The 26,587-nt window shown below is 59.5% G+C and carries 22 protein-coding genes and 2 tRNA genes; 5 read left to right on the forward strand and 19 right to left on the reverse strand.

The annotated features are described in order from the left end of the window. Nucleotides 1-64: 64 nt before the first annotated feature. Both AB4P97_RS01775 and rimO read right to left on the reverse strand, forming a co-directional pair. Nucleotides 65-538: a GNAT family N-acetyltransferase gene (locus tag AB4P97_RS01775; RefSeq protein WP_042557938.1), complete on the reverse strand. Its 474-nt coding sequence runs from the start codon at nt 536-538 to the stop codon at nt 65-67. A gap of 203 nt (nt 539-741) precedes the next feature. Beyond that, nucleotides 742-2,079, reverse strand: coding sequence for a 30S ribosomal protein S12 methylthiotransferase RimO (gene rimO / locus AB4P97_RS01780; RefSeq protein WP_042557939.1), 1,338 nt, complete (start codon nt 2,077-2,079; stop codon nt 742-744). 349 nt (nt 2,080-2,428) lie between these two features. Here rimO and AB4P97_RS01785 point away from each other — a divergent pair, with 349 nt between their 5' ends. Then, nucleotides 2,429-4,270 (forward strand): KUP/HAK/KT family potassium transporter, encoded by a 1,842-nt coding sequence (locus AB4P97_RS01785; protein WP_390896360.1) that lies wholly within the window; start codon nt 2,429-2,431, stop codon nt 4,268-4,270. Between the two features lie 196 nt (nt 4,271-4,466). Here AB4P97_RS01785 and AB4P97_RS01790 read toward each other — a convergent pair whose 3' ends face one another. The 5 genes from AB4P97_RS01790 to AB4P97_RS01810 all read right to left on the reverse strand — a co-directional run bounded on the left by AB4P97_RS01790 (nt 4,467) and on the right by AB4P97_RS01810 (nt 9,932). Further along, a complete protein-coding gene (locus AB4P97_RS01790; RefSeq protein WP_395601994.1) occupies nt 4,467-4,793 on the reverse strand; it encodes a DUF3077 domain-containing protein in 327 nt (108 codons plus the stop codon). 552 nt (nt 4,794-5,345) lie between these two features. Further along, the gene (locus AB4P97_RS01795; RefSeq protein ID WP_042557942.1) at nt 5,346-6,641 is read right to left on the reverse strand and encodes a virulence factor family protein; all 1,296 of its coding nucleotides are present in this window, start codon (nt 6,639-6,641) and stop codon (nt 5,346-5,348) included. Continuing rightward, entirely contained in the window at nt 6,641-9,280 is a 2,640-nt protein-coding gene (mprF, locus tag AB4P97_RS01800; RefSeq protein WP_200613562.1) for a bifunctional lysylphosphatidylglycerol flippase/synthetase MprF, read from the reverse strand. Before mprF ends, AB4P97_RS01795 begins: the two co-directional genes overlap by 1 nt. Before the next feature lie 278 nt (nt 9,281-9,558). After that, nucleotides 9,559-9,635, reverse strand: a tRNA-Met gene (locus AB4P97_RS01805). 220 nt (nt 9,636-9,855) lie between these two features. Beyond that, nucleotides 9,856-9,932, reverse strand: a tRNA-Met gene (locus AB4P97_RS01810). 279 nt (nt 9,933-10,211) lie between these two features. Here AB4P97_RS01810 and dinB point away from each other — a divergent pair. Then, nucleotides 10,212-11,273 (forward strand): DNA polymerase IV, encoded by a 1,062-nt coding sequence (dinB, locus tag AB4P97_RS01815; RefSeq protein WP_395601995.1) that lies wholly within the window; start codon nt 10,212-10,214, stop codon nt 11,271-11,273. 95 nt (nt 11,274-11,368) lie between these two features. Here dinB and AB4P97_RS01820 read toward each other — a convergent pair whose 3' ends face one another. From AB4P97_RS01820 to AB4P97_RS01835, 4 genes are all read right to left on the reverse strand, one after another. After that, nucleotides 11,369-12,322, reverse strand: a complete 954-nt coding sequence (locus AB4P97_RS01820) for a hypothetical protein (protein WP_042557944.1) — start codon at nt 12,320-12,322, stop codon at nt 11,369-11,371. A 17-nt stretch (nt 12,323-12,339) separates the two neighbouring features. Continuing rightward, nucleotides 12,340-14,055: a proline--tRNA ligase gene (locus tag AB4P97_RS01825; protein WP_115146427.1), complete on the reverse strand. Its 1,716-nt coding sequence runs from the start codon at nt 14,053-14,055 to the stop codon at nt 12,340-12,342. Nucleotides 14,056-14,184: 129 nt separating this feature from the next. Further along, nucleotides 14,185-15,744: an AmpG family muropeptide MFS transporter gene (locus AB4P97_RS01830; RefSeq protein ID WP_047299999.1), complete on the reverse strand. Its 1,560-nt coding sequence runs from the start codon at nt 15,742-15,744 to the stop codon at nt 14,185-14,187. A gap of 43 nt (nt 15,745-15,787) precedes the next feature. Continuing rightward, nucleotides 15,788-16,141, reverse strand: a complete 354-nt coding sequence (locus tag AB4P97_RS01835; protein WP_042557947.1) for an MGMT family protein — start codon at nt 16,139-16,141, stop codon at nt 15,788-15,790. A gap of 164 nt (nt 16,142-16,305) precedes the next feature. Between AB4P97_RS01835 and AB4P97_RS01840 the strand changes: the two genes are divergently transcribed. Beyond that, a complete protein-coding gene (locus AB4P97_RS01840) occupies nt 16,306-17,313 on the forward strand; it encodes a DUF481 domain-containing protein (protein ID WP_042557948.1) in 1,008 nt (335 codons plus the stop codon). 147 nt (nt 17,314-17,460) lie between these two features. Here AB4P97_RS01840 and AB4P97_RS01845 read toward each other — a convergent pair whose 3' ends face one another. Continuing rightward, nucleotides 17,461-17,670: a cold-shock protein gene (locus tag AB4P97_RS01845; RefSeq protein WP_002554837.1), complete on the reverse strand. Its 210-nt coding sequence runs from the start codon at nt 17,668-17,670 to the stop codon at nt 17,461-17,463. A gap of 353 nt (nt 17,671-18,023) precedes the next feature. Here AB4P97_RS01845 and dcd point away from each other — a divergent pair, with 353 nt between their 5' ends. Both dcd and AB4P97_RS01855 read left to right on the forward strand, forming a co-directional pair. Beyond that, nucleotides 18,024-18,590: a dCTP deaminase gene (gene dcd, locus AB4P97_RS01850; protein ID WP_010462661.1), complete on the forward strand. Its 567-nt coding sequence runs from the start codon at nt 18,024-18,026 to the stop codon at nt 18,588-18,590. Nucleotides 18,591-18,697: 107 nt separating this feature from the next. Next, nucleotides 18,698-18,907: a hypothetical protein gene (locus AB4P97_RS01855; RefSeq protein WP_042557949.1), complete on the forward strand. Its 210-nt coding sequence runs from the start codon at nt 18,698-18,700 to the stop codon at nt 18,905-18,907. 68 nt (nt 18,908-18,975) lie between these two features. Here the strand turns inward: AB4P97_RS01855 and pdeM are convergent, their stop codons facing one another. The 7 genes from pdeM to AB4P97_RS01890 all read right to left on the reverse strand — a co-directional run bounded on the left by pdeM (nt 18,976) and on the right by AB4P97_RS01890 (nt 26,510). Beyond that, a complete protein-coding gene (pdeM, locus tag AB4P97_RS01860; protein WP_047300000.1) occupies nt 18,976-19,632 on the reverse strand; it encodes a ligase-associated DNA damage response endonuclease PdeM in 657 nt (218 codons plus the stop codon). Beyond that, nucleotides 19,632-22,118, reverse strand: coding sequence for a ligase-associated DNA damage response DEXH box helicase (locus tag AB4P97_RS01865; RefSeq protein ID WP_395601996.1), 2,487 nt, complete (start codon nt 22,116-22,118; stop codon nt 19,632-19,634). Before AB4P97_RS01865 ends, pdeM begins: the two co-directional genes overlap by 1 nt. 190 nt (nt 22,119-22,308) lie before the next feature. Then, entirely contained in the window at nt 22,309-23,073 is a 765-nt protein-coding gene (locus tag AB4P97_RS01870; protein ID WP_042557953.1) for an ABC transporter ATP-binding protein, read from the reverse strand. A 13-nt stretch (nt 23,074-23,086) separates the two neighbouring features. Further along, nucleotides 23,087-24,205 carry a succinylglutamate desuccinylase/aspartoacylase family protein gene (locus AB4P97_RS01875; RefSeq protein ID WP_047300002.1) on the reverse strand — a complete coding sequence of 373 codons (1,119 nt, stop codon included), beginning with the start codon at nt 24,203-24,205 and terminating at the stop codon, nt 23,087-23,089. Between the two features lie 30 nt (nt 24,206-24,235). Beyond that, entirely contained in the window at nt 24,236-24,946 is a 711-nt protein-coding gene (locus tag AB4P97_RS01880; RefSeq protein WP_047300003.1) for an ABC transporter permease, read from the reverse strand. Further along, nucleotides 24,943-25,671 (reverse strand): ABC transporter permease, encoded by a 729-nt coding sequence (locus AB4P97_RS01885; protein WP_042557956.1) that lies wholly within the window; start codon nt 25,669-25,671, stop codon nt 24,943-24,945. The genes AB4P97_RS01880 and AB4P97_RS01885 overlap by 4 nt, the downstream gene beginning before the upstream one ends. 56 nt (nt 25,672-25,727) lie before the next feature. Further along, a complete protein-coding gene (locus AB4P97_RS01890) occupies nt 25,728-26,510 on the reverse strand; it encodes a transporter substrate-binding domain-containing protein (protein WP_042557957.1) in 783 nt (260 codons plus the stop codon). Nucleotides 26,511-26,587 lie beyond the last annotated feature (77 nt).

Consider the following 26,587-nt stretch of genomic DNA (forward strand, 5'->3'; position numbering starts at 1 on the left):
GTATTTGTCAGACCGCGGCGTCTGCATCGCTGGCAAGCCAGCTCCCACAAGGATCTATGTTGTGTCAGCCGTTACCCGAGCGTTGCTCGGTTTGGCGCAACCGCATATGCAGCAGCGGATACGGCTGGCCCATGCCATCGACTTCCGAGCGTCCGATCACTTCGAAACCCTGCTTGAAGTAAAACCCCAACGCTTGCGGGTTCTGTTCGTTGACGTCCAGTTCGTCGGCGTTCAGGTGCTCCATGGCGTAACGCAATAATCGCTTGCCCAGGCCTTGGCCGCGGTGTGCGGGGTCAATAAACAGCATCTCGATCTTGCCTGCTGCAACACCGGCAAACCCGGTGATGCGCTGGTGGCTGTCCTTGGTGCAGATCAGCATTACCGCGTCGAGGTAGCGGGTCAGCACCAGTTTGCGCAGCAGCTCGATGTAGCTGTCGGGCAGAAAATCGTGGGTCGCGCGGACCGAGGCCTCCCAGACCTGGGTCAGTTCCTGATAATCGCTGAGTTTCGGCGTGTGGATGACCGAATGGTGGCGCATGCGCGTTTGCCTCTTGTCCGTTTCAAGGGAGTCCATCCCCCGGTAAACGATAGCCGTAAAAAAGCCCCGCATCTTCAAGAAAAGAGCGGGGCTTTCTGACGCGGCGAAAAAATCCTGAGCTGCCGAAGGCTGCGATCTTTTGATTGTAAAAAACAAGATCAACAGATCGCAGCCTGCGGCAGCTCCTACAGTGGTGTGCGGGGTTAGATCTGCTCAGCCCACAAGTCGTATTCGTCAGCGTCAGTCACTTTGCACCAGACCTTGTCGCCTGGCTTGAGGTTGCTGCCATTGTCGATAAACACGTTGCCGTCGATCTCCGGGGCGTCGAAGAAGCAGCGGCCGACCGCGCCTTGCTCGTCGACTTCGTCCACCAGCACTTCGATTTCGCGGCCAATGCGCAGTTGCAGGCGCGCCGAGCTGATGGCTTGCTGGTGCGCCATGAAGCGGTCCCAGCGATCCTGCTTGACGTCGTCTGGCACGATGTCCAGATCGAGGTCATTGGCCGGTGCGCCTTCAACCGGCGAGTACTGGAAGCAGCCGACGCGGTCGAGCTGGGCTTCGGTCAGCCAGTTCAGCAGGTACTGGAAGTCTTCTTCGGTTTCGCCCGGGAAGCCGACGATGAAGGTCGAACGGATGATCAGGTCCGGGCAGATTTCACGCCAGTTCTTGATCCGCGCCAGGGTCTTGTCTTCAAACGCCGGGCGTTTCATCGACTTCAACACTTTCGGGCTGGCGTGCTGGAACGGGATGTCCAGATACGGCAGGATCTTGCCGGCGGCCATCAACGGAATCAGCTCGTCGACATGCGGGTATGGGTAAACGTAGTGCAGACGCACCCAGACGCCCAGCGTGCTCAGCGCTTCGCAGAGTTCGGTCATGCGGGTTTTCACCGGCGCGCCGTTCCAGAAGCCGGTGCGGTATTTCACATCAACGCCGTAGGCGCTCGTGTCTTGCGAGATCACCAGCAGCTCTTTGACGCCGGATTTGACCAGTCGCTGGGCCTCGTCGAGCACATCACCCACGGGACGGCTGACCAGTTTGCCGCGCATCGAGGGGATGATGCAGAAGCTGCAGCTGTGGTTGCAGCCTTCGGAAATCTTCAGGTAGGCGTAGTGGCGCGGAGTCAGCTTGATGCCCTGCGGCGGCACCAGATCGATCAGCGGGTTGTGGTCTTTGCGCGGCGGCACGACGTCGTGCACAGCATTGACTACCTGCTCGTACTGCTGCGGACCGGTCACGGCCAGCACGCTCGGGTGCACGTTGCGGATGTTGCCTTCTTCCACGCCCATGCATCCGGTGACGATGACCTTGCCGTTTTCCTTGATCGCTTCGCCGATCACTTCCAGAGATTCAGCCTTGGCCGAATCGATAAAGCCACAGGTGTTGACCACCACGACGTCGGCGTCCTGATAAGTGGACACAACGTCATAGCCTTCCATGCGCAGCTGGGTCAGGATCCGTTCGGAGTCGACCAGAGCTTTCGGGCAACCCAGGGATACGAAGCCAACCTTTGGATTGGCTGGCGCAGGAGTGGTGGACATGTCTAACCTCGGTATTTTGTGACATCGATTGCCTGACGCGGGAATCGACGGATGGGCGCTTAGGGCGCGCCTCTGATCAAAAAGTGCGCAATTCTATCGACGAGCAGCTCTCTTGACCAGCTTTATGCAGGGAAATACGACGAGTGCTGCGCTATGCTTCGCGCCGTAGCGTTTTACTGAATTTTTACAGTCAAGAAAACGTCTGTTACAAGGCGTAAAAACGCGCATGCTGCACCACAAAGCATAGTGCTTCATTCGAAGAAGCCGGTCTGGAATCAGGAGTTGTTGGATGGGTCAGGCAAGTAGTCACGCGGCAGGCGCCGAGGGTTCGGCCTCTAAACCGCTGAGCATGCTGGTCGCGGCGGTCGGGGTGGTTTATGGCGACATCGGCACGAGCCCGTTGTACACCCTCAAAGAAGTGTTTTCCGGCGGTTACGGTGTGCCGGTCAATCACGATGGCGTGCTAGGCATTCTGTCGTTGATCTTCTGGTCGCTGATCTGGGTCGTGTCGATCAAATACATGATGTTCGTGCTGCGCGCCGATAACCAGGGCGAGGGCGGGATCATGGCACTCACCGCGCTGGCGCGGCGAGCAGCGGGGGAACGCAAGAAGCTGCGGTCGTTGCTGGTGGTCTGCGGGCTGATCGGTGCGGCGCTGTTTTACGGCGACAGCATGATCACCCCGGCGATTTCCGTTCTGTCGGCGATTGAGGGTTTGGGCCTGGCGTTCGATGGCATTGATCACTGGGTGGTGCCGCTGTCACTGGTCGTGCTGGTTGCGTTGTTTCTGATTCAGAAGCACGGTACGGCACGCATCGGCATTCTCTTCGGGCCGATCATGGTCACTTGGTTCCTCGTGCTCGGCGCCCTCGGTGTCTACGGCATCAGCCACTCGCCTGAAGTACTGCACGCGATGAACCCGATGTGGGCGGTGAATTTCTTCGTCGTCCATCCTGGTATGGGCGTGGCTATTCTCGGCGCTGTGGTGCTGGCGCTGACCGGTGCCGAAGCGCTGTATGCCGACATGGGACACTTCGGCCGCAAGCCGATTGCCCGCGCGTGGTTTCTGCTGGTGCTGCCAGCGCTGATGCTCAACTACTTCGGTCAGGGCGCCTTGCTGCTGGAAAACCCGGAAGCGGCGCGTAACCCGTTCTATCTGCTGGCGCCGAGCTGGGCGTTGATTCCGCTGGTCGGGCTGGCGACGATGGCCACGGTGATTGCCTCGCAAGCGGTGATTTCCGGCGCGTTCTCCCTGACCCGTCAGGCGATCCAGCTCGGTTACATTCCGCGCATGTACATTCAGCACACCTCCAGTGACGAGCAGGGCCAGATCTACATCGGTGCGGTGAACTGGGCGTTGATGGTTGGCGTGGTGCTGCTGGTGCTGGGCTTCGAGTCGTCCGGCGCGCTGGCCTCGGCCTATGGCGTGGCGGTGACGGGCACCATGTTGATGACCACAATTCTGGTGTCGGCAGTCATGCTGCTGCTGTGGAAATGGCCACCGATCCTCGCGGTGCCGGTGTTGCTCGGCTTCCTGCTGGTGGACGGTCTGTACTTCGCCGCCAACGTGCCGAAGATCGTGCAGGGCGGTGCGTTCCCGGTGATCGCCGGTATCGCGCTGTTCGTGCTGATGACCACCTGGAAGCGCGGCAAGCAATTGCTGGTCGAGCGTCTGGACGAAGGTGCGCTGCCGCTGCCGATCTTCATCAGCAGCATCCGCGTGCAACCGCCGCATCGCGTGCAGGGCACCGCGGTGTTTCTCACTGCGCGTTCCGACGCCGTGCCACACGCTTTGTTGCACAACCTGTTGCATAACCAGGTATTGCACGAGCAAGTGGTGCTGCTGACGGTGGTTTATGAAGACATCCCGCGCGTACCCCCATCTCGGCGTTTCGAGGTGGATGCCTTCGGTGACGGGTTCTTCCGGGTGATCCTGCACTTCGGCTTCACCGACGAGCCGGACGTGCCTCTGGCGTTGAAGCTGTGTCATCTCGATGAGCTCGATTTCAGCCCGATGCGCACGACGTACTTCCTCAGCCGTGAAACGGTGATTGCCTCGAAACTCGAAGGCATGGCGCGTTGGCGCGAGGCGTTGTTCGCGTTCATGTTGAAGAACGCCAACGGCAACTTGAGGTTTTTCAATCTGCCGCTGAACCGGGTGATTGAGTTGGGGACGCAAGTCGAGATGTAGTCCCCGCCCCATTGAAAAGCCCCCGTCAGCCTAGTGGCTGGCGGGGGCTTTTTTGTGCCTGCGGGTCCCACCTGATTCCTGCATCAATCCCCTGTGGGAGCGAGCCTGCTCGCGAAGGCGTAGTGTCAGTCGAGGAATCTGATGGCTGATCCACTGCATTCGCGAGCAGGCTCGCTCCCACAAGGGTTTGGCTGTGTTACTTGCTTACAGGTAACTCTGCTTCAGACTCGGTCTTCGTGCGCGCAGGTCGTGGCAGCAGCGCTTGTATCACGTCGTCAATCAGAGCCTTGCCCATTACCGTCAGATAGTGCGCCGCCCAAGCGTGACGGTCGGTGTCTTTGGCGTAGGCAGCGTCTTCTGCGAAGGATTTGGCGAGGTACAGCAGGTCGGAGGATTGGGACAAGGCATCGATGATCGGGATGCCGGAGCGAACGTTGAAAAACGCTTCATTTGAGTTGTAGAGGAAGGGGGTGAAGCCGATGGTTTTAATGTGTGCTGGTCCGTGCGGATCATTTTCGGTCATCGTGTTACTCCTTGGTTCGAAGTGCCGCGACTTTCGTTACCACGCGAAAGGAGGCAGCTGTACGCAGGGTGGTAAACCGGGAACCAAGGAAACCGGCACGCCCGAAGGCGTCCCACGCACAGCTGCCATAACGTGATGGACGTGCTGTTGCGCTGGTTTCTCCGGGTTACCACACCCGATCGCTGAATGGGTCAGCGACGTCCGGAGAGTATCCCGTCAAAAAACAGCGCAACAGGGCGGCAAGGCGCCGCAACACGCGATTCGGAGTTTGCCTACAAGGTCTGTGGGCGTCATCCGATATTGAGAGACGAGAAGTAAACGAAACTAAACGTCTGGCAGATATGCCTGGAGGAATTGATATCCGAATCCAGCGCAATGCCCCTGTGGGAGCGAGCCTGCTCGCGAATACGTACTGTCAGTCAACGAATCTGTTTACTGACCCACCGAATTCGCGAGCAGGCTCGCTCTCACGGGAAATTTTGGCGGTTGCCGGAATGTAAAAAGCCCCCGCAACTGCAAAGTGGCGGGGGCTTTTTGTTGGAGCGTTTCAGATCACTCTTCGGCCACCTGACTCGCCGCCTGGCGCTTCTGGATCAAGTCCACCAGACGCTTTGCCAGCGCAGGATAGTTCTCATCGAAGTGATGACCACCCGGCAGTTTCACCGCTTCACCCACCGCAGTCTTGTCAGTGCAGCCGCTTTCATCGGCCTCTTCTTCACCATAAATGCACACGACCTTGGCCGGTGGCAGTTTGGCCATTTCCGGGCCGGTGGCGGCTTCTTTGCCGGCGTTGCCGAGCCAGCCTTCGACTTCGATTTCGAAACTGCCGGTGCGGGCGAAGGCCAGCAGGATGATTGCGTCGACGCGCTGCTGCTCGGTGTCCGGCAGGCGATTGTAGATCGCTGGCAGGACGTCGGCGCCGAACGAATAACCGGTGAGGATGAAGCGCTTGGTGCCCCACTTTTGCCGGTAGTGTTGCATCAGTTCGGTCAGGTCCAGGGCGCTTTGTTCCGGACTCTTGTGCTGCCAGTAGTAGCGCAGGGTGTCGATGCCGACGACCGGGTAGCCGATCTTGGCCATTTCACCGGCCACGTCGCGGTCCAGGTCACGCCAGCCGCCGTCGCCGGAGAGGAACAGGGTTACTGTGTCCTTGGCCTGACCGGCCGGCACTTCAACCACCGGGATCGCCAGACCACCATTGGCCTTGTCGCCACCGACGAGGATCTTGCGCAGTTCGTTGTTCAGCACTTGCGGCAGGTTGATGTCGTAGTCGCTGATGCTGGTTTCGGCGTTCGGTTGATCGCGCACAAAACCCGCGCTGGCGTCGTCCGGGTTGTCGTTCCACGCCACCAGCCAGTGGCCGTGGGCGGCGGCTTTCGGCAGCAGGTGAGTGCAGCCGGGTTTTTCCAGTGCGAGGTCGACGGAGATGGCCTGAGCCTTGTCGTCCTTCTGCTCGGACAACCAGCGCCAGGCCAGCACGGCGCCCGGGCCGATGCCGCTAACGAGTGTGGCCGGGCCGTTCAGTTCGCGCAGACCGGTTTGCAGGGCGCGGCTTTGCAGCAGGCAGTCCTTGGGCAGAATCACCTGAACGATCTGCGCCGAGGCGCTGCGGCTCAGGGTGGTCAGTTGCTTTTCAGAGAGTTTCTGGTCGTCGTTGACCGCGACCAGCACCTGCGCCTTGGGTTTGGTGCCGGGGATGACGCGGGTCAAAACGGTGCCGTCTGCCGCCGTAATAGGTTCGAGCGTTGGTTCCGGTGCCGGGCGTTTGAGGTACCAGAAACCGCCGCCGGCAATCACGGCCAGCACGATCAGTGCGGCCAGGATGTACTTCAGGGAGCGTTGAATCATCAGCGTTTCACCAATCCAGTCAAGCCGCCCGCGATCAGGGCAGCAGTGTCGGCCAGCGCCACCAACGGATCGAGTCCGGCGGGCACGGCCATATAACGGGGTTCCCAGTCAGGCTGGAATTTGTCTTTGAAGCGGCGCAAACCTTGGAAGTTGTACAACTGCTCACCACGGCGGAAAACCATCGAGCCCAAACGCTGGGTCAACGGTGCACCACGCCGGGGTTGCAACCCCGACAACGGCACCATGCCCAGGCTGAAGCGCGCGTATCCGTGACTCTTATAGTGTTGAATCAGGCCGACCATCATGAATTCCATGGTCAGTTTTGGCGCGTCCGGGTGTGCGCGCATCAGGTCGAGACTGGCCAGGTCATGGCTGTAGGTCTCGAGCAGATTGGCAAACGCCACCGGGCGGCCTTCGAAGCGAATTACCGCGATGCGGAAATGCTTCAGGTAATCGTCGCTGAAACGGCCGAGGGAGAAGCCTTTCTCGCGCACGTTCTTGCCGGTCAGCCAGGCATCGGAAATCACCTTGAGCTCATCCATCGGCGCCTGACCCGGTTCATGGATCTCCAACGACAGGCCGTCGCGGGTGCCACGGTTCCAGGTGTAACGCAGATCCTTCATCTCCTTGCCCTTGGCTTCGAGGTCAAAGCGGGTGAGGTCGACCCGCGCTTCTTCGCCAAGCTTGATCGCAGTCAGGCCGATGTCCATGTAGTACGGCAGGTTTTCCGCGCGCACTTGATAGAACACAGGGCGGGCGTGGTGGATGTCGCACAGGTCGCGGAACTGCCAGATCATCTCGGCCCGTTGCTGGCCGGGGCCGATCGGGTCGTACAGGGCTACCAGACTGCGGCCACGGCGGGCGTACATCAGGAACGCTTCGTCGTTCTGGTGAAACAGCAACGCCTTGTCACCGGTCAGCGCGAGGCCGCCATCGGGTTGAGACGAGGCCATCAGAATCTTTGAGGCGCGATCCAGTTCGTCCGGCGTTGGCAGGTGAATGACCGGGCGCGCGGTGCGCAGCAACCAGGTCAGGGCAATCACCAGCAACAGTACTGCGGCGCCGAGCAGCGAGCGCAGACCGCGTGGGGCGTCAGCGTCGAGGGTGAACTGCCACCAGAGTTGATGGCTGTAAGGCACGTCTTGATAGGCGAACAGCAACAACCAGGCTGAAGCACCCAGCACACACAGGCTGGCTACCAGGTACAGCGGCGAGAACGGCAGCTCGGTCAAGCGGCTCGGGCGATAGAACGAGCGGCGAAACACCGCCAGCAGACTTGCCGTCAGGGTCATCAACAAGGCTTCTTCCCAGTCGAAACCCTTGAGCAGCGAGAGGAGGGCGCCGACCAGCAACAGAATGGTGGTCAGCATCCACGCCGCCGACAACCGGCGTCGCAAGCCTTGGGCCAGCAACAGACACAGCACGCCGATCAGGCTGGCGCCGAAGTGCGAAGCGTCGACCAGTCGATGCGGGATCAGAAAACCGATGTGTTCCAGGCGCGTATCGATCTCTGGGGTGGCGCCGGAGAACAGCAGCACCACGCCGGACAGAAATACCAGCACCGCCAGAATCGGCGCAGCCAGACCGGATGCTGCGCGCATGGTCTGGGTCTGAAACAGGCGCTGGCCTTCGTTGATCAGCAGGAATACGCAAGCCACCAGCAGCGGCGCCACTACGTAGATCAGGCGATACAGCAGCAGCGCAGCGGCGAGTGGCGCGGCACCGAGCTGATTGGCGAAGGCGGCCAGCAGAATCGCCTCGAACACCCCGACGCCGCCCGGCACATGGCTGAGCACACCAGCGGCCAGGGCCAACAGATACACCAGCAGAAACGCGCCAAACGGTGGGGCTTCCGGTAGTAACAGATAAAGCACGGTGGCGGCAGCGGCAACGTCGAGGGCGGTGATGACGAGTTGCATGAACGTCAGGCGTCGACCCGGCAGGCGCAAGGTGCGGCGGCCGGCCTTGACCAGCAGATTGTGCGCGAATGGCTGTTCCGGCAAACGCCGACGATAGATGCCGATCGCTAGAATCGCGCCCAGCAGGAGTACGGCGCCAGCAACAGTGCCGAGCAATCCTTCAGACAACCCCAAGGCCTGGGATGCGCCGGGCAGATCGCTGAGGGTCGCGAGTGCGGCCAGCGGTGGCAATGCGCAGCCCAGCGACAGGCTGGCGAACAAGGTCATGTGCGCGACTTCCGATGCGCTCACGCCAAGCCGTGCATATAAACGGTAGCGCACTGAGCCGCCGGACAGCAGCGACAGACCGATCGCGTTGCCTATCGCAAACGCGGTGAAGCCGCCGAGGGCCAGCGTGCGCGGTGGCAATGTCACGCCAGCGTAGCGGGCAGCCGACCATTCATAGCCCAGTAGAATAATGAAGCCGACCACGGTCGCACCGAACGCGCCGAGCAGGGCAGGTTTCGGTACCTCGAGAATCGAGTCGTGCAAGGCATCGAGATCGAGTTCGGCGAGCAAATGGCGACAGGCAATCAGTGCAATGGCAAACAGCAGCAGAGTGACTGCCAGACCGATGGGTTGACGGTATTTGCTTAACCGATCCAGCAAGCGCAAACGCTCGGGTTTGATCGGATGTTCCGCTGTGACATTGCCTTGTGGATCAGACGAGTTGGCGCGCATCAATCACCTCTTGGATTGTGCGCGACAGGATGGAGGTATCCAGCCAAGTTACCAATCCCTGTAGAAAAAAATAATCACAAAATATTACGCCTCTCGCCGAGGCTCGGCGAGGGCAGTCATGGATTGCAGGCGACTGCGCCGCGACTCAAGCATAGTCGCAACTCGGCGTTTCTGATGATCCTGGACGGTTCACTGCACGATGACAGCTCATTGTTGCGAAAGGACTTTTTCAGCAGATACAAAAAAGGCCACTCTTTCGAGTAGCCTTTTTTGATGTTTGGTTGCGGGAGCCGGATTTGAACCGACGACCTTCGGGTTATGAGCCCGACGAGCTACCAGACTGCTCCATCCCGCGTCTGTGTGGCGGCATTCTACAGGCGAACGGCGGGGTGTCAACCGCTAATCCCGTAAAGGGTCAAATAAGTGCGAAATAGCGTCAAACGGTCGCACGTGACGGGTAACCCTAAGAAATGCAACGAATTCCCGTTTGGAGGAGGGCGCTCCTTACAGTCTTTCTTTTGCAAAACAAGCGCGCACAAAAAAGGCCACTCTTTCGAGTAGCCTTTCTTGATGTTTGGTTGCGGGAGCCGGATTTGAACCGACGACCTTCGGGTTATGAGCCCGACGAGCTACCAGACTGCTCCATCCCGCGTCTGTGTGTCGGCATTCTACAGAGGATCGCCGGGGTGTCAACCTTCAATCTGGATAAAATCCGTTGAGGTTCAATCGGTTAGCGCTTTTCTTGATGGTTGAAACAGGCCGCAGGGCAGGTGGGGCAAGGCTTTCAGCTCTATTGGCGGTCGTTCTTCGATTGAGAAAATAAATTCACCGAAGCTTCCTGCCGAAGGAAAAGAACATTCTGACCACTGGTGCTATATACAGTTGTGAGTGAGATACTGCCGATCCGGTTCGCCACGTTTCCTTTTCTGACATGACTCAGCGAAAAATCATCCACGTCGACTGTGACTGTTTCTACGCCGCCATCGAGATGCGCGATGACTCGCGTCTGGCCGGCAAGCCGTTGGCGGTGGGCGGGTCGGCGGATCGGCGCGGGGTGATTGCCACCTGTAATTACGAGGCGCGGGCGTATGGCGTGCGCTCGGCCATGTCCTCCGGCCACGCTCTAAAGCTGTGCCCCGACCTGACCATCGTCAAGCCGCGCATGGATGCTTACCGTGAAGCGTCGAAGGAAATTCACACGATTTTTGCTGATTACACTGACTTGATCGAGCCTTTGTCGCTGGATGAAGCCTACCTCGACGTGTCGGACAGCGCGCATTTCGGCGGCAGTGCCACGCGTATTGCCCAGGACATCCGCCGCCGCGTTTCCAATCAGTTGCATATCACTGTCTCCGCGGGCGTGGCGCCGAACAAGTTTCTGGCGAAGATTGCCAGCGACTGGAAGAAGCCCAACGGTTTGTTCGTGATCACCCCGGATCAGGTCGAAGACTTTGTCAGCGGCCTGCCGGTCAGCAAGCTGCACGGTGTGGGCAAAGTCACCGCTGACAAACTGGGCCGACTCGGCATCGTCGACTGTCAGCACCTGCGCGAGTGGGACAAGCTGGCGCTGGTGCGCGAATTCGGCAGTTTCGGTGAGCGAATGTGGAGTCTTGCTCGTGGGATCGATGACAGGCTGGTGCATAACGACAGTCGCCGTCAGTCGATCAGCGTGGAAAATACCTACGACGTTGATCTACCGGATCTGCGCAGTTGCCTGGACAAGTTGCCCGAGCTGCTCGAAACCCTGAAAACCCGCATGGCCCGTATCGACAGCAGTTATCGGCCGGGCAAGCCGTTCGTCAAAGTGAAGTTTCACGACTTCACCCAGACCACATTGGAGCAGGCCGGGGCAGGGCGGGATCTGGGCAGTTATCAGTTAATGCTGACGCAGGCATTCAATCGGGGGGGTAAACCGGTGCGGTTGCTTGGGGTCGGGGTGAGGCTGGAGGACTTGCGGGGTGGGTTTGAGCAGATGGAATTGTTTGAGCGTTGACCTGTAAAAGCAAAAGATCGCAGCCTTCGGCAGCTCCTACGTTGGAATGCATTTTCCTGTAGGAGCTGCCGAAGGCTGCGATCTTTTAATAGCGCTTAATTCGGTCCTGGATCCGCGACCAATCGCCCGGCATCCTTGGTCAGCGACTTGAGAAACTCGGCCTGCAACTCAGGATCGTTACGCGTCAACTCGATCAAGCTCTGTTCCAGTTCGCTGGCTTCTTCTTCCAGCCCCAGTTCCGAGAGACGTTTGACCCGGTGGACCCACTCGCTGACTTCGTCATCTTCCAGATCGTCGTAGATCAGCCCGTGCGCCTCCAGCAATTTGCCGCGCAGGTGGCTGCTGATCATCAGGGATGAGTCAGAGTGCACGTCATCCTTGGCATCCTCGACGCTGATCTGCAATTTGCCGACATGGTTGAGGTCGTTCTCGGCAAACGGACTGTCGAGCAGGTTCAGACGCAAAACGCCGTTACGGTCGGTGGTCATCTCGAAGGTCTGCTTGCCAGCCTTGACTTGCACTGGACGCTCGCTCCACGGCAGGCTCGAATACTCCGTGCGCTTGTCGCGCTGGATTTCATCGATGCCGGCGAGGTTCTGTTGCGCACGACCGTTGGATTGCACGTTCATGAACGGGTTGAGCCCGGCAAAACCGTAGCTGAGCCAGTCCCGGGTCACGCTGTCCGGCAGATTGCCGAGCGCGAAGACGTTGACCACGTTCGCGCCGACGCCACCGACCACAGCCACCGCACCCAGCGGAATCTCGTAGACCTCGCGCCAGGGTTGGTAAGGCGTGTAACGATCGTAACGGCGGGTGACTTCGAACTCGGTGACTTCGAAAGTCTTCTGCTCGTTGATCTTTACGCGTCGCTGCGGCAGCTCAAGCACCTTGGGCTCACCGACATCAATCTGCAGGCGGTGATCGAGCAGTTTTCGCTCGACCCGCTCTTCGTGCTCGCTGCGTTGTGACATGTGATTGGCACAGCCGCTGACCAGCAGGGCACCGCACAGGGCGGTGCCTCCGAGGCCCAAGGTGTTTCGCTTGAACATGACGTCTCTATCTGGTTTCAGCGGCGGATACGGGCCTGAAGGAAGGACAATACGTCAGCCACCGGCAGCGCTTGCGCCTCGCCTTCGGTACGGCTCTTGTATTCCAGGTTACCTTCGGCGAGGCCGCGGTCACTGACCACGATCCGGTGTGGAATGCCGATCAGTTCCATGTCTGCGAACTTGATGCCCGGGCTGGTTTTCTTGTCGCGATCATCCAGCAGCACTTCGAAACCGGCCGCAGTCAGTTCTGCGTACAGCTTGTCGGTGGCTTCGCGCACCTGCTCGGTTTCATAGCGCAGCGGTACGAGGGCGACCTGGAACGGCGCAAGAGTGTCGCTCCAGATGATGCCGTTTTCGTCGTTGTTCTGCTCGATGGCGGCTGCCACCACACGGGACACGCCGATACCGTAGCACCCCATTTCCAGGGTGACAGGCTTGCCGTTCTCGCCCAGCACTTCGCACTTCATCGCTTTGCTGTACTTGTTGCCCAGCTGGAAAATGTGCCCCACTTCGATGCCGCGTGCGATTTCCAGAGTGCCCTTGCCGTCCGGGCTTGGGTCGCCAGCAACCACGTTACGCAGGTCGGCCACGGTTGGAACCGGCAGATCGCGCTCCCAGTTGACGCCGAAGTAGTGCTTGTCGTCGATGTTGGCACCGATAGCGAAGTCGCTCATCAGTTCGACCGAGCGGTCGATGATGATCGGCAGTGGCAGGTTCAGCGGGCCGAGCGAACCGGCGCCGGCGCCAATCGCGTCACGCAGGTCGGCGTCGGTGGCCATGACCAGCGGGCTGGCAACGCCAGGTTGCTGGGCTGCCTTGATCTCGTTGAGTTCGTGGTCGCCACGAATGACCAGCGCGATCAGCTTGCCTTCTTCTTCGGCGCGCACGATCAGGGTCTTGATGGTCTTTTCAATCGGCAGATTGAATTTTTCCACCAGTGCGGCAATGGTCTTGGTGTCTGGCGTATCGACCAGACGCAGCTCTTCGCTCGCAGCAGGGCGCGAAGTTTCGCGCGGCACTGCCTCAGCCTTCTCTACGTTCGCCGCGTAGTCGGAGCCGTTACTGAAAGCGATATCGTCTTCGCCGGACTCGGCCAGTACGTGGAACTCGTGAGAGCCGGCGCCGCCGATCGAGCCGTTGTCGGCTTCAACCGGACGGAATTTCAGGCCCAGACGAGTGAAGATGTTGCAATACGCCAGGTGCATGCGGTCATAAGTGACCTGCAACGACGGCTGATCGGCGTGGAAGGAGTACGCGTCCTTCATGATGAATTCGCGGCCGCGCATCAAGCCGAAGCGTGGGCGGATTTCATCACGGAATTTGGTCTGGATCTGGTACAGGTTGATTGGCAGCTGCTTATAGCTGCTCAACTCGTTGCGCATCAGATCGGTGATCACTTCTTCGTGGGTCGGGCCCGCGCAGAAGTCACGACCGTGGCGGTCTTTGAAGCGCAGCAACTCAGGGCCGTATTCTTCCCAGCGTCCCGATTCCTGCCACAGTTCGGCCGGTTGGGTGCTCGGCATCAACACTTCCAGAGAGCCGGCGGCGTTCATTTCTTCGCGAACGATGGCTTCAACCTTGCGCATTACCCGCAAGCCCATCGGCAGCCAGGTGTACAGGCCCGAGGCGAGTTTGCGGATCATGCCGGCACGCAGCATCAGCTGGTGGCTGATGACGACCGCATCGGAAGGCGTTTCTTTCTGTGTGGCGAGCAAAAATTGACTGGTGCGCATGGTTGGCCGTTGTCGGTTGCTAAGACTGGAAATGACGGAGCAGTGTACCGGCGAGTTTTGCTGACGTACAGAAGTGCGGCCGGCAGTGAGTTCCAACGGCGGGATTCCTCCCGCCGTTGGCGAAACGTCTTACGATTCGTCCACGAGTGGCGTCGGTACAGGCTCGGGCGTTGGCGTCGGGCCTTCGCGGCGGCTTTCCTGGAACCAGTGCAGCGCGATCAGCACCAGTGTCGGCACGCCGAGCAGTGCAGTGATCAGGAAGAAGTTGTGATAACCGAACTTCTCGACCATGACCCCGGAATAGCCGCCAATCAGGCGCGGTAGCAGGAGCATGATCGAACTGAGCAGCGCGTATTGCGTCGCGGAGAACTTCAGGTTGGTCAGGCTCGACAGGTAAGCGACAAATGCAGACGTCGCCAAACCGGAACTGAAGTTGTCCAGGGAAATGGTCACCATCAGCATCTGCAGGTTCGGGCCCATGTCGGCGAGCATCAGGAACAGCAGGTTGGTGCCCGCCGACGCTGCGCCGCCGATGAGCAGGATCGGCAAAATGCCGAAACGCACAATCAGCAGTCCGCCCATGCCGGCGCCGACGAGGGTCATGATCAGGCCGAATATCTTGCTGACACTGGCAATCTGATCCTTGGTGAAACCCTGGTCGATATAGAACACGTTGGCCATCACGCCCATCACCGTGTCCGACATCCGATAGGTGGCAATCAATCCGAGCAGCAGCAGCGCTTGCCAGCGGTAGCGCAGGATGAAGTCGTTGACCGGCGTCAGCACCGGTGCCAGCCCGCGACGCCCCATGGCCGACAGGCACAATGCGGTGAGCAGCGTATAGAGGATGGCGCGCAGGAAGGCGCGGTCTTCCAGCAGCAGGTCGAGCAGGCTGGCGCCTTCGAACAGCACGCTGGCGAAATCGGTGTTGTAGAGCTGCGTGAACATCGCCGGCACAGACACCAGCAAGACGATCAGCACGAACACGGACATCAGTTGATGCATGAAGGTGTAGCGCCCGGCCTGCAACTGCGTGCGCAACGGTACAGGCGGTTCGCGCATGAACAGCGTTGTCAGCAGGGCAGGGATCATTAGCGCGCCAAACAGCAAGTAGGTGCCGGCCCAGGCCGAGTGCTGATAGTTGAAGCCGGTTGAGCCAAAACCTTCAGCGAAAAACAGTGCGCCGGCAGTCGCCAGCAGCGCGGCTATGCGATAGCCGGACATATAACTGGCTGCGAGTGCGGCTTGTCGGCTGTCGTCGGCGATTTCCAGGCGATAGGCATCGACCGCAATGTCTTGGGTCGCGGAAGCGAAGGCAACGATCACCGCAATGGCGATCAGCCAGGACAGATGCTTCTGCGGATCGCAGAAGCCCATGCCGATCAGGCCCAGGATTACCAGTGACTGCGAAAGCACCAGCCACGAACGGCGACGGCCAAGCTTGCCCAGCAACGGCAGGCGCCATTGGTCGAGCAGCGGTGACCAGACCCATTTGAATGCGTAGGCGAGACCGATCAGGCTGGCGTAGCCGATGGTTTCACGGGCCACGCCGGCTTCACGCAGCCAGACCGACAGCGTTGAGAACACCAGCATGTACGGCAGGCCGGCGGCGAAACCCAGCAACAACAGCACGAGCGTCGAAGGACTGGCATAGGCGGCGAGCGCGGCGCGCCAGGTTTTACGGGGCATGGGCTGAAGTCTGCCTCAAGATTGCGGGAACAAAGCGCGCACTCTAACCGCAGTGCTCTACCGGACGCCAGCCATGGCGTTGAATATCCACACGATTGTTCAGGACGGTGATGCCTTCCATGCGTAAACGCGCGCGTTGTTCATCGCCCGAGGGACTGCCTGCCGGCAGGCTGATCCGACCGCCGGCACCGAGAACGCGGTGCCAGGGCAGTTTGGTGTCGTTGGGCAATTGGCTGAGCGTGCGGCCGACCCAGCGGGCGGCGCGCCCCAACCCGGCGAGATCAGCCAATTGACCGTAGCTGACGACTTTACCTGTGGGCACTTGTGCAAGGGTCGAGTAGAGCGCCGTGCGTCGGATTTGCGCCTCGCTTTCGCCTTCATGGATCGGGTCTGTCACGTACGCGGTTCCTGAACGGGGTCGAATTAATGCCTGAAGCGTAAACCCTGATCGGCCAGTTGAGAAATGAACTCAATGGAAATAGTCCGGTCACTCCTTGTCAGGGTTTTATTCCTCCGGATAATGCCGATCCCTTTACGCAAACTTGAGCCCTCGATTCGCTTATGTTTTCCAGAACCTTGCTGTGCCTTGCTGTTTGTAGCGCGTCCACGCCCCTGCTTGCCGACACCGTCTGGATGAAGAACGGTGACAAGCTGACCGGCACTATCACTGTGTTCGACGGCGGCAAGCTGTTGATCCAGACCAAATATGCCGGGGCCGTCACGATTGACTGGAAAGAAGTCAAAACCCTGGACAGTGATCAGCACCTGCTGGTCAAGCAGGATGCGTACACGGGTGAAATGTCCAAATCGCTGACCGCGGCTGACGACGGCAAGGTCACCCTGGCCAATGGCGAAGCGCCAAAAACCGTGGAGCTGGCGAGCATTCAGCAGATTCTCAAGCCCAAACCGGTGGTCGAGGATCTTGTGTGGAAGGGCAATGTCGATCTGGCGCTGGACTATCAGCGTGCGGAGAAGGACACCGACGATTACGACATCGGCTTCAAGACTACGGCGCGGCACGGTCGCTGGCGGCACATTGCCGAAGGCGAATACAACCGTGAAGTACAGGACGATGTGACCACCACTGACAACTGGCGCGCCGAGTACTCCCTTGACCGCTTCCTGACCGATCAGTGGTTCTGGCAGGGGCGTCTGAACTATAAGCGCGATCACATCGAAGAGCTGGCGCGTCAGCGTGTCGTCGGTACCGGTCCTGGCTACCAGTTCTGGGATGATGAGTTGGGGGCGTTCTCGCTGGGCTCGCTGCTCAACCGCACCGATTACGAATACAAGGATGGCAGCAAGGACAACTTCTACTCCGTTGCCATGAAGTGGGACTACAACCGCTACCTGATCGGCAAGAAGGTCGAGTTCTTCACCAACGGCGAAGTTGGCAAGCCGTTGTCCAACGTGGCCAATTACGCGCTGGATGCCGAGATGGGCTTGCGCTACAAGGTCACCGAGTGGGCCTCGCTGAACCTGAAGGCCGAGCGTGACATCATCAGCGGTACCAATGATGCAGATTTGAACAAGACCCGTTATACCGCTGGGTTTGGCGTGGCTTGGTAACGTAAAGCAAAAGATCGCAGCCTTCGGCAGCCCCTGGATTCAGGAGGGGTTGCCGAAGGCTGCGATCTTTTTTTGCGCCTGAAAAACAGACGCCCACAAAAAAGCCCCGCTTTTAAGGGCGGGGCTCTTTTCTAAAGAAGCTACAAGTTAGATAACTTGTACTTCCTCAGCTTGCATGCCTTTCTGACCGCGGGTAGCGATGAAAGAAACCTGTTGGCCTTCTTTCAGGCTTTTGAAGCCGTCGGATTGGATAGCTTTGAAGTGAACGAACAGGTCGTCACCGGATTGTGGGGTGATGAAGCCGAAGCCTTTTTCATCGTTGAACCACTTAACGGTACCGGTTTGGCGATTAGACATGGTGTAACTCCTTGAACAAAGATAACTGCGACACAGGAAGAACCCTGGCCGAGACTGAGTGCAAAGAGCAGGAAAAATTCTTGTAGATGGTTGGATCGAAATTCAACATATCGTGTAGAGATTCTCAGTGACACAAGCAGCACAGTGGCGCCACCTTAACCCTTTTTCCGGAATGTGCCAATGCTTCTTGCGAAGGTTTCTTTAATTTCGGGATCGGCGGTGTGACAGTTCGTCGCCAGAGTCCGCAAATCCAGGGTGTTCGGCGAGAATTGCACCGCGCACTTTGAACGCGGCGGCGCGACCGGTAAGATGCCGGACAGAATTTTTCCACCTCGCTATTCAGGACACCCGCCATGAGCATCAAATCGGACAAGTGGATTCGCCGCATGGCGCAGGAACACGGCATGATCGAACCGTTCGTCGAGCGCCAGGTGCGTGGCAGTGACGACAACCGCGTGATTTCCTATGGCGTGTCGAGCTACGGCTACGATGTGCGTTGCACCAGTCACTTCAAGGTGTTCACCAACATCAACTCGGCCATCGTCGATCCGAAAAACTTCGACGCCGGCAGCTTCGTCGACATCCATAGTGACGTTTGCATCATTCCGCCGAACTCCTTCGCCCTGGCCAGCACCGTCGAATACTTCCGTATTCCACGCAACGTGCTGACCATCTGCCTGGGTAAGAGCACCTACGCGCGTTGCGGCATTATCGTCAACGTCACCCCGCTCGAGCCGGAGTGGGAAGGCCACGTGACGCTGGAATTCTCCAACACCACCAATCTGCCGGCAAAAATCTACGCCAACGAAGGCGTGGCGCAGATGCTCTTTCTTGAATCCGACGAGGAATGTGAAGTTTCCTACAAGGATCGCGGCGGCAAGTATCAGGGCCAGCGTGGCGTGACTCTGCCGCGTACCTGATTCGTCCATCCGGCGGATGTCGGGAATTCTTTGGCGGGCAGACACTCTATGGGGTGTACTGCCCGTTTTTGTGTCTGGCAAAACGGGCCTTCGCCGAGGAGTGCCCCATGAAGATCGATCCGCATATCAGTGCCGAACTGGCAAGGCTTGAGCCCAATCAGATTGGCGTTTTAGCCTGGTCCTTGTTGGCACATCCGCCCATCAGCATGGCCGGCGGGATTCCTGGTCAGCCTGATCCCGATACCCCCAACGAACAACCGACCGAGCCGGGCGAACCGACCCTTCCGGATGAGCCGCCACCGGCACCTGTCGCCTGATTTGCACTAAAAAACGCGCTAAATGGCGCGCTAAATGAATGGTCGGTCAGTAGAGGTCCGTAAAGACTTCAACTGACTGGCCAAATTTCGTTGTCACCGATAACAAAAATCCTGCAGGTCTCGTCACGGTCGACCTGATAACCACCGGTGAACGCACCGAACGCCGGCATCAGGCTGATGCGCTCGCCGAGTTTGAAGCAGGCCAGACGCAAGCTCTGCCGGCCTTTGCCGTGCAGCCGATAGACCGGGTGCACATGCCCGGCCAGCACATGTCTTTCAGCGTGGGGATCGGGCTCGTGTTGCAAGGCGAACGGGCCGAGCAACAGCGGCTCCGGCACGACGCGAATTTTCAACGATGCGGGCGGGTCACCCGCGCGTTTGTCGTGATTGCCGCGAATCAGCGTCATCGGCAGATCAGCGTGGCGCGACCGCCATTCGGACAGTGCGCTTAACGTGCCTGGCGCATGGGAGCCCGGGCCGTGGAGAAAATCGCCAAGAAAGATCAGTTGCCGACAGGGCAGTTTCGCCAACAGTCGATCAATCACGGCGATGTTGCTCGACGTCGTGCCTTGCGGAACCGGCTGACCGAGGCTGCGATAGGCGGCAGCCTTGCCGAAATGCACGTCGGCGATCAACAGCGCTTGCTGCGCCGGCCAATACAGGGCCTTTTCCGGTAACAACCAGAGCTCCTCACCGGCCAGACGAACGGGGTAGGGCGCATTCATCAGGCCTTGCCCTTGTCGGCTGATTGCTCCAGATCACCCACCATCCGTCTGATCCGGTCAGCGAGTTTTTCCGAGCTCATGCTCTCGCGCATGCGTTCCACCAGCAGCGGAAAGCCTAAGGGTGTAGGACGTTTGATCAGATGTACGTCGAGTTTCATGCGATTGATGTGCTCCAGCGTCTGTTCAAGCCTGTGAATATCCAGTTCCTCTCGCAGGACTTCTTCCCCGGCCTGCGCCAGCAGCAGGTTGTCGGCGTCATATTGTTTGAAAACCTCGAAAAACAAACCGCTGGAGGCCTGCACCTGGCGGGTACTTTTTGGCGCGCCGGGGTAGCCGGCGAACACCAGCCCGGCAATTCGGGCGATTTCGCGAAAACGCCGCAGGGCCAGTTCGCCGGCGTTGAGGCTGGCCAGCACATCGCGCAGCAGATGTTCGGGGCTGAACAGTTCGGCATCAAGTTGCTGCGACCAATCAACCGGTGTGGCGCTGAGCAACTCCAGACCGTAATCGTTGACCGCGATCGAGAACGTCACCGGCTGACGCTGACTGGCACGCCACGCGAGCAGGCTGGCGAGCCCCAGGTGCACTTGGCGACCGGCAAACGGATAGAGGAAAAGGTGCCAGCCTTCGCGGGATTTCAGCACCTCGACCAGTAAGTTTTGCGTCGTGGGCAGGCCAGACCAGCGCGCCTGGGTTTCCAGCAAAGGGCGCAGGGCCTGCATTTCCGGCCCGACAAATTCCCCCTGTGCGGCGGCGGTGAAGCGTGTCACTACCGCCTCGGCCAATTCATTGGAAAGCGGCATGCGCCCGCCATTCCAGCGCGGTACGGCGGCTTTTTTCGCGGTGCTGCGTTTGACGTAGGCGGTCATGTTCTCCACGCGTACCAGCTCCAGCAGACGTCCGGCAAACAGAAACCCATCACCGGGCTTGAGCCGCGCAATAAAACCTTCTTCGACGCTGCCCAGCTGCTTGCCGCCGCCACCCTTGCTCCAGAACTTCAGCTGAATGCTCGCGTCGCTGACGATGGTGCCGATGCTCATGCGGTGCCGCCGCGCCAGCCGCGCATCTGGCACGCGCCAGACACCTTGCTCATCCGGTTCGACTCGTCGGTAATCCGGATACGCCGTCAGAGACATCCCGCCATGGCGCACGAATGCCAGCGCCCACGCCCAATCCGCCTGTGTCAGATCACGATAAGCCCAGGCGCCGCGGACTTCTTCGTACAGCTCCTCGGGGATAAATCCGCCCCCCAGCGCCATGCTGACCAAATGTTGCACCAGCACATCCAGCGGTTTTAGTGGTGAGCGTCGCGGTTCGATACGCCGTTGCGCCACGGCATCGCGGGCAGCGACAGCTTCGATCAGCTCGAGGCTGTGGGTGGGCACCAGCGTCACCCGTGAGGTGCGTCCCGGTGCATGGCCGGAACGCCCGGCGCGCTGCATCAGGCGGGCGACACCCTTGGCCGAACCGATTTGCAGCACGCGCTCCACCGGCAAAAAATCCACACCCAGATCCAGGCTGGACGTGCAGACCACTGCCTTCAAATGGCCGTCCTTCAATGCCTGCTCTACCCAGTCGCGGGTGTCACGGGACAATGAGCTGTGGTGCAAAGCGATCAACCCGGCCCAGTCCGGCCGAGCTTCAAGCAGCGCTTGATACCAGATTTCCGACTGCGCCCGGGTATTGGTGAACACCAGGCTGCTGGCGCAGGCGTCGAGTTCGGCGACTACTTGCGGGAGCATCTTCAGACCGATGTGTCCGGCCCAGGGAAAGCGTTCGATGGTCGGTGGGAGGAGGGTGTCGACCTTGAGGGATTTTTCACTCTGGCCCTGAATGCTGACGCCACCGCCCTGTGGGATCAGCACCTGCTCGGCGTGGGATTGATTACCGAGCGTGGCGGAGACGCCCCAGACGATCAGGTCTGGCTGCCAATAACGCAGGCGGGCGAGGGCCAGTTGCAGTTGCACGCCGCGTTTGTTGCCGAGCATTTCGTGCCATTCGTCCACGACGATCATGCGCAGGGTCGACAGTGCGCTGTGTGCATCGGAGCGGGCGAGTAGCAGCGTCAGGCTTTCCGGGGTGGTAATCAGCGTGGTCGGCAGACGTCGGCTCTGGCGCGCACGTTCGCTGCTGCTGGTGTCGCCGGTGCGCAGGCCGATGCTCCACGGGATCTGCAGATCGGTCACCGGCGTTTGCAACGCGCGGGCGGTGTCGGCGGCGAGGGCGCGCATCGGCGTGATCCACAGCACGGTCAGTGGTTCGGCAACGGGTTTGCGTTTGCGCACCGTTTCAATAACCGGCGCGGATCGAGCGAAACGGTTGAGCGCGGCAAACCACACCGCATAGGTTTTACCGGCGCCGGTGCTGGCGTGGAGCAGTCCGGACTGGCCGTTTTTTACGGCGGCCCAGACCTGTTTCTGAAAGACGAAGGGTTTCCAGGTACGGTCGCTGAACCATGTTTTTGCAAGGTCGGGAGATTTCGCCATGCCGGCTGCGCGCGCTCTGGAGGGGTTCTTCCAATGACCGCGGCTTGGCAGGACAAGTTTAATTTTGTGGGTGATGGATTTCCCTGTGGGAGCGAGCCTGCTCGCGAATGGGGCTGAACATTCACAATCAATGTGACTGACAGAGCGCTTTCGCGAGCAGGCTCGCTCCCACAGGGTTTACGTGTGTAGCTTATTTCAGGTTGCCACTGAGGAATTGCTTCAGGCGTTCGCTTTTTGGATTGCCCAATACGTCTTCGGGGGCACCTTCCTCTTCCACCAAGCCCTGATGCAGAAACAACACCTGGCTGGACACCTTGCGGGCAAAACTCATCTCGTGCGTCACCATGATCATCGTCCGGCCTTCTTCCGCCAGGCCCTGGATCACCTTCAGCACTTCACCCACCAGCTCCGGGTCCAGCGCCGAGGTCGGTTCGTCGAACAGCATGACCTCCGGCTCCATCGCCAATGCCCGGGCGATTGCCACGCGTTGCTGCTGACCACCGGAGAGAAACGCCGGGTACTGATCCGCCACGCGTGCCGGCAAGCCGACCTTGTCCAGATAGCGCCGCGCGCGATCCTCGGCTTCCTGTTTGCTGCAACCCAGCACCCGGCGCGGGGCCATGGTGATGTTTTCCAGCACGGTCATGTGGCTCCACAGGTTGAAGTGCTGAAACACCATCGCCAGTCGCGTGCGCAGGCGTTGCAGCTCACTTGCGTCAGCGACGTGCATGCCGTGATGGTCGGTGACCATGCGGATGGCCTGGTCATCAAGGCTCATGGCACCGGCGTTGGGTTGTTCGAGAAAGTTGATACAGCGTAAAAACGTGCTTTTGCCCGAGCCGCTGGCGCCGATCAGGCTGATCACATCGCCGGTCTTGGCCTTGAGCGACACGCCTTTGAGCACCTGATGGTCGCCATAGCTTTTGTGCAGGCCTTCAACGGTCAGTTTGTACATGGGACAGACATCCTCAAGGCGAAAGTAGGTAGCCGCTGCGATAGGCTTCGGCGCCCGCGACGTGGGCGATCACCATGCCGGCCGTGGCCATGCGCCGCAGCGAGCGGGCGTACATCAGGCCGGCAGTGGTGCAATGAACGGGGGTGATGCGATCGTTGATCGGGTCGATGATTTCGGCGATCTGTTGGCCCGCCTCCAGGTATTGCCCCGCCGTGGCGGTGTACACCAGCAGACCGCCGACCGGCGTGGTCACTGGTTCCACCCCGGCCAGTGGCGTGGCGGGGTACGGCAATGGCGGCTGCGGTTTTGTCTCACCGACGATGGCATCGGACTGGATCAGATAATCGATCAGTGCCTGACAGTCGCGGCTGGCCATGGGGTGATTGACATCGCCCTGACCGCGCAACTCGACGGTCACTGAAAAACTGCCCAGCGGAATCTCGAACTGTTCGCCGAAACGCTCCCGCAGTTGCCACCAAAGCAGGGTGAAACACTCATCGAACGACTGTCCGCCGGAGTCAGTGGCCAGCAGACTGGCCTGCGAACCCATGTAACGCGCCAGCGGCTCGACCTGCGGCCACGCTTCGGGCGTGGTGTAGAGGTGAACCACCGATTCGAAATCGCAGTGCAAGTCCAACACCATGTCGGCATCGCAGGCCAGCCGTTGCAGGGTCAGGCGCTGTGATTGCAGTTGCGTGCTGGCGGTCTGGCGGGCGAGGGCGTGGCGCAGGCTGGTGCGGATCAGTTCGAGGTTGCGTTGCGGGTCATCGCCCAGCTTGCCCTCGATGGCATTGCCGATTTCTTCGCTGAGGTCGACGAACCAGCGATTGAAATTTTGCCCGCTCTCCAGTTCGTAGCGGCCCAGTGGCACGTCCATCAGCACTTGTTCGAGGCCGATCGGGTTGGCCACCGGTACCAGCACGATCTCGCTGCGCAGACGGCCGGCCGCCTCCAGCTCTGCAAGGCGCTGCTTGAGATGCCAGGCCACGAGCATGCCGGGCAATTCATCGGCATGCAGCGAGGACTGGATGTAGACCTTGCCTCTGGCCTGTTCCGGGCCAAAGTGAAAGCTGTGAATCTGTCGTGCGGTCCCCGGCAGCGGGGCGAGCAGGTCATGTATCTGGTGTCGCATGTTCTTTCTCTTTAATCCTGAAAGCGCGGCTTAGTGAGTCGGCCCGAGGAAGGCCAGCCATCGGCGTTCGGCGAGGCGAAACAGGCCGACCAGCGCAAAAGTAATGGTCAGGTAAATCAGCGCGGCGATGCCGAACGATTGAAAAGTCAGAAAGGTCGCCGAGTTGGCGTCCCGGGCGACTTTCAGGATGTCGGGGATGGTCGCGGTGAAGGCCACGGTGGTCGAGTGCAGCATCAGGATCACTTCGTTGCTGTAGTAAGGCAACGAACGCCGTAGGGCCGAAGGCATGATCACGTAGGCATACAGCTTCCACCCGGTCAGACCGTAGGCCTTGGCCGCTTCAACTTCGCCGTGATTCATGCTGCGGATCGACCCGGCAAAAATCTCCGTGGTGTAGGCGCAGGTGTTCAGGGCAAACGCGAGGATCGTGCAGTTCATCGCATCGCGAAAGAAGCTGTCGAGGATCGGCTGCTCGCGCACCGCGGCGAGGCTGTAGATGCCGGTGTAGCAAATCAGCAGTTGAATGTAGAGCGGCGTGCCACGGAACAGGTAGGTGTAGAACTGAACCGGCCAGCGGATATAAAAGTGCGGGGAAACCCGAGCGATCGACAGCGGAATCGACACAATGAAGCCGATGAAGATCGAAGCGCTGAGCAGCCACATCGTCATCGCCAGCCCGGTGATGTTCTGGCCGTCGGTATAAAGGAAGGCTTTCCAGTATTCCTGCAGGAGTTCGATCATCGTACGGCCTCCCGGGAACCGGCGGCATAACGGCGTTCAAGCCGGCGCAGGATGAAATTCGAGGCACTGGTGATCAGCAGATAGATCAACGCGGCGAGGACCAGGAAGTAGAACAGTTGATAAGTGCTTTTACCGGCGTCCTGCGCGGCTTTGACCAGATCGGCCAGACCGATGATCGACACCAGCGCCGTGGCCTTGAGCATCACCATCCAGTTGTTGCCGATGCCCGGCAGGGCGAAGCGCATCATTTGCGGGAACACCACGAAGCGAAAGCGCTGGCCGCGTTTGAGGCCATACGCAGTGGCGGCTTCAACCTGCCCGCGTGGTACGGCGAGGATCGCGCCACGAAAGGTTTCGGTGAAATACGCGCCATAAATGAAGCCCAGGGTCAGCACACCGGCGCTGAACGGGTCGATCTCGATGTATTCCCATTCCATGTAATCGGTCAGCGACGTCAGCCAGGTTTGCAGGCTGTAGAAGATCAGCAGCATCAGCACCAGATCCGGCACCCCGCGGATCAGCGTGGTGTAGAGCTGGGCGGGCAGACGCACCAGTTTGACTTTTGACAGCTTGGCACTGGCGCCGAGCAGGCCGAGCAACACGGCCACCAGCAGCGACATCGCCGATAATTTGATGGTCATCCAGGTGCCTTGCAACAGCAACGGGCCGAAACCCTGAAGGCTGAACGCGGAGAGCCCCAGATTTTGTAAGAGGTTTTCGAACATAAATCAGCAACCTGAGCGGATGGAAAAGGCGCCCATCGAGGATGGGCGCCGGGGCATTATTTGCCGCTGTACAGATTCAGATCGCCAAAGTGTTTCTTTTGAATCTCGGCGTATTTGCCGTCGTCGTGTAACGCTTTGATACCTTTATCCAAAAGCGCTTTCAGCTCAGTGTTACCTTTCTTAATACCGACAGCAGTTTTGGCCGGCAGCAATTCGCTGTCGACGGGCTTGCTGACTTCGTAGCCTTCACCTTTTGGCGACTTCAGGAAGCCCAGTTCGGCTTGCAGCATGTCCTGAATGGCGGCATCGAGACGGCCAGAAGTCAGGTCGGAGTAAACCTGATCCTGATTCTGATAGGCCTGAGTCTTCACGCCAGCCTTGTCCAGCACGGCTTTGGCGTAGGCTTCCTGAATGGTGCCTTGCTCGTAGCCAACGGTTTTGCCCTTGAGGGAGGCGACGTCTTCGCTCAGGCCGGAACCCTTCTTGAACACATAAGCGGTCGGGCCGGAGAACAGTTCGCTGGAGAAATCGATGACTTTTTCGCGAGCCGGCGTCACGGTCATCGACGAGATCACACCGTCGAATTTGTTGGCCTTGAGGCCCGGAATCATGCCGTCGAAGTCACTTTCGACCCACTTGCACTTGACCTTCAGTTCGGCGCAGATCGCGTTGCCCAGATCGATGTCGAAGCCTACCAGGCTGCCGTCGGCCGCTTTCGACTCAAACGGTGCGTACGAAGGGTCAACGCCAAAGCGCAGCTCTTTGTATTCCTTGGCCAGCGCGGAGCCAGCGGCCATGCACAACGCCAGTGCAGAAAGGGTCAGCAATGCTTTTTTCATTATTCAATCCCTAAGAACCAATATGAGCGCTTGTGGCGCAGAATTATTGTTACTGGAACGCGTACGACCTATAGAAA

Source organism: Pseudomonas sp. A1230 (assembly GCF_044218825.1).
Taxonomy (GTDB): domain Bacteria; phylum Pseudomonadota; class Gammaproteobacteria; order Pseudomonadales; family Pseudomonadaceae; genus Aquipseudomonas; species Aquipseudomonas iridis.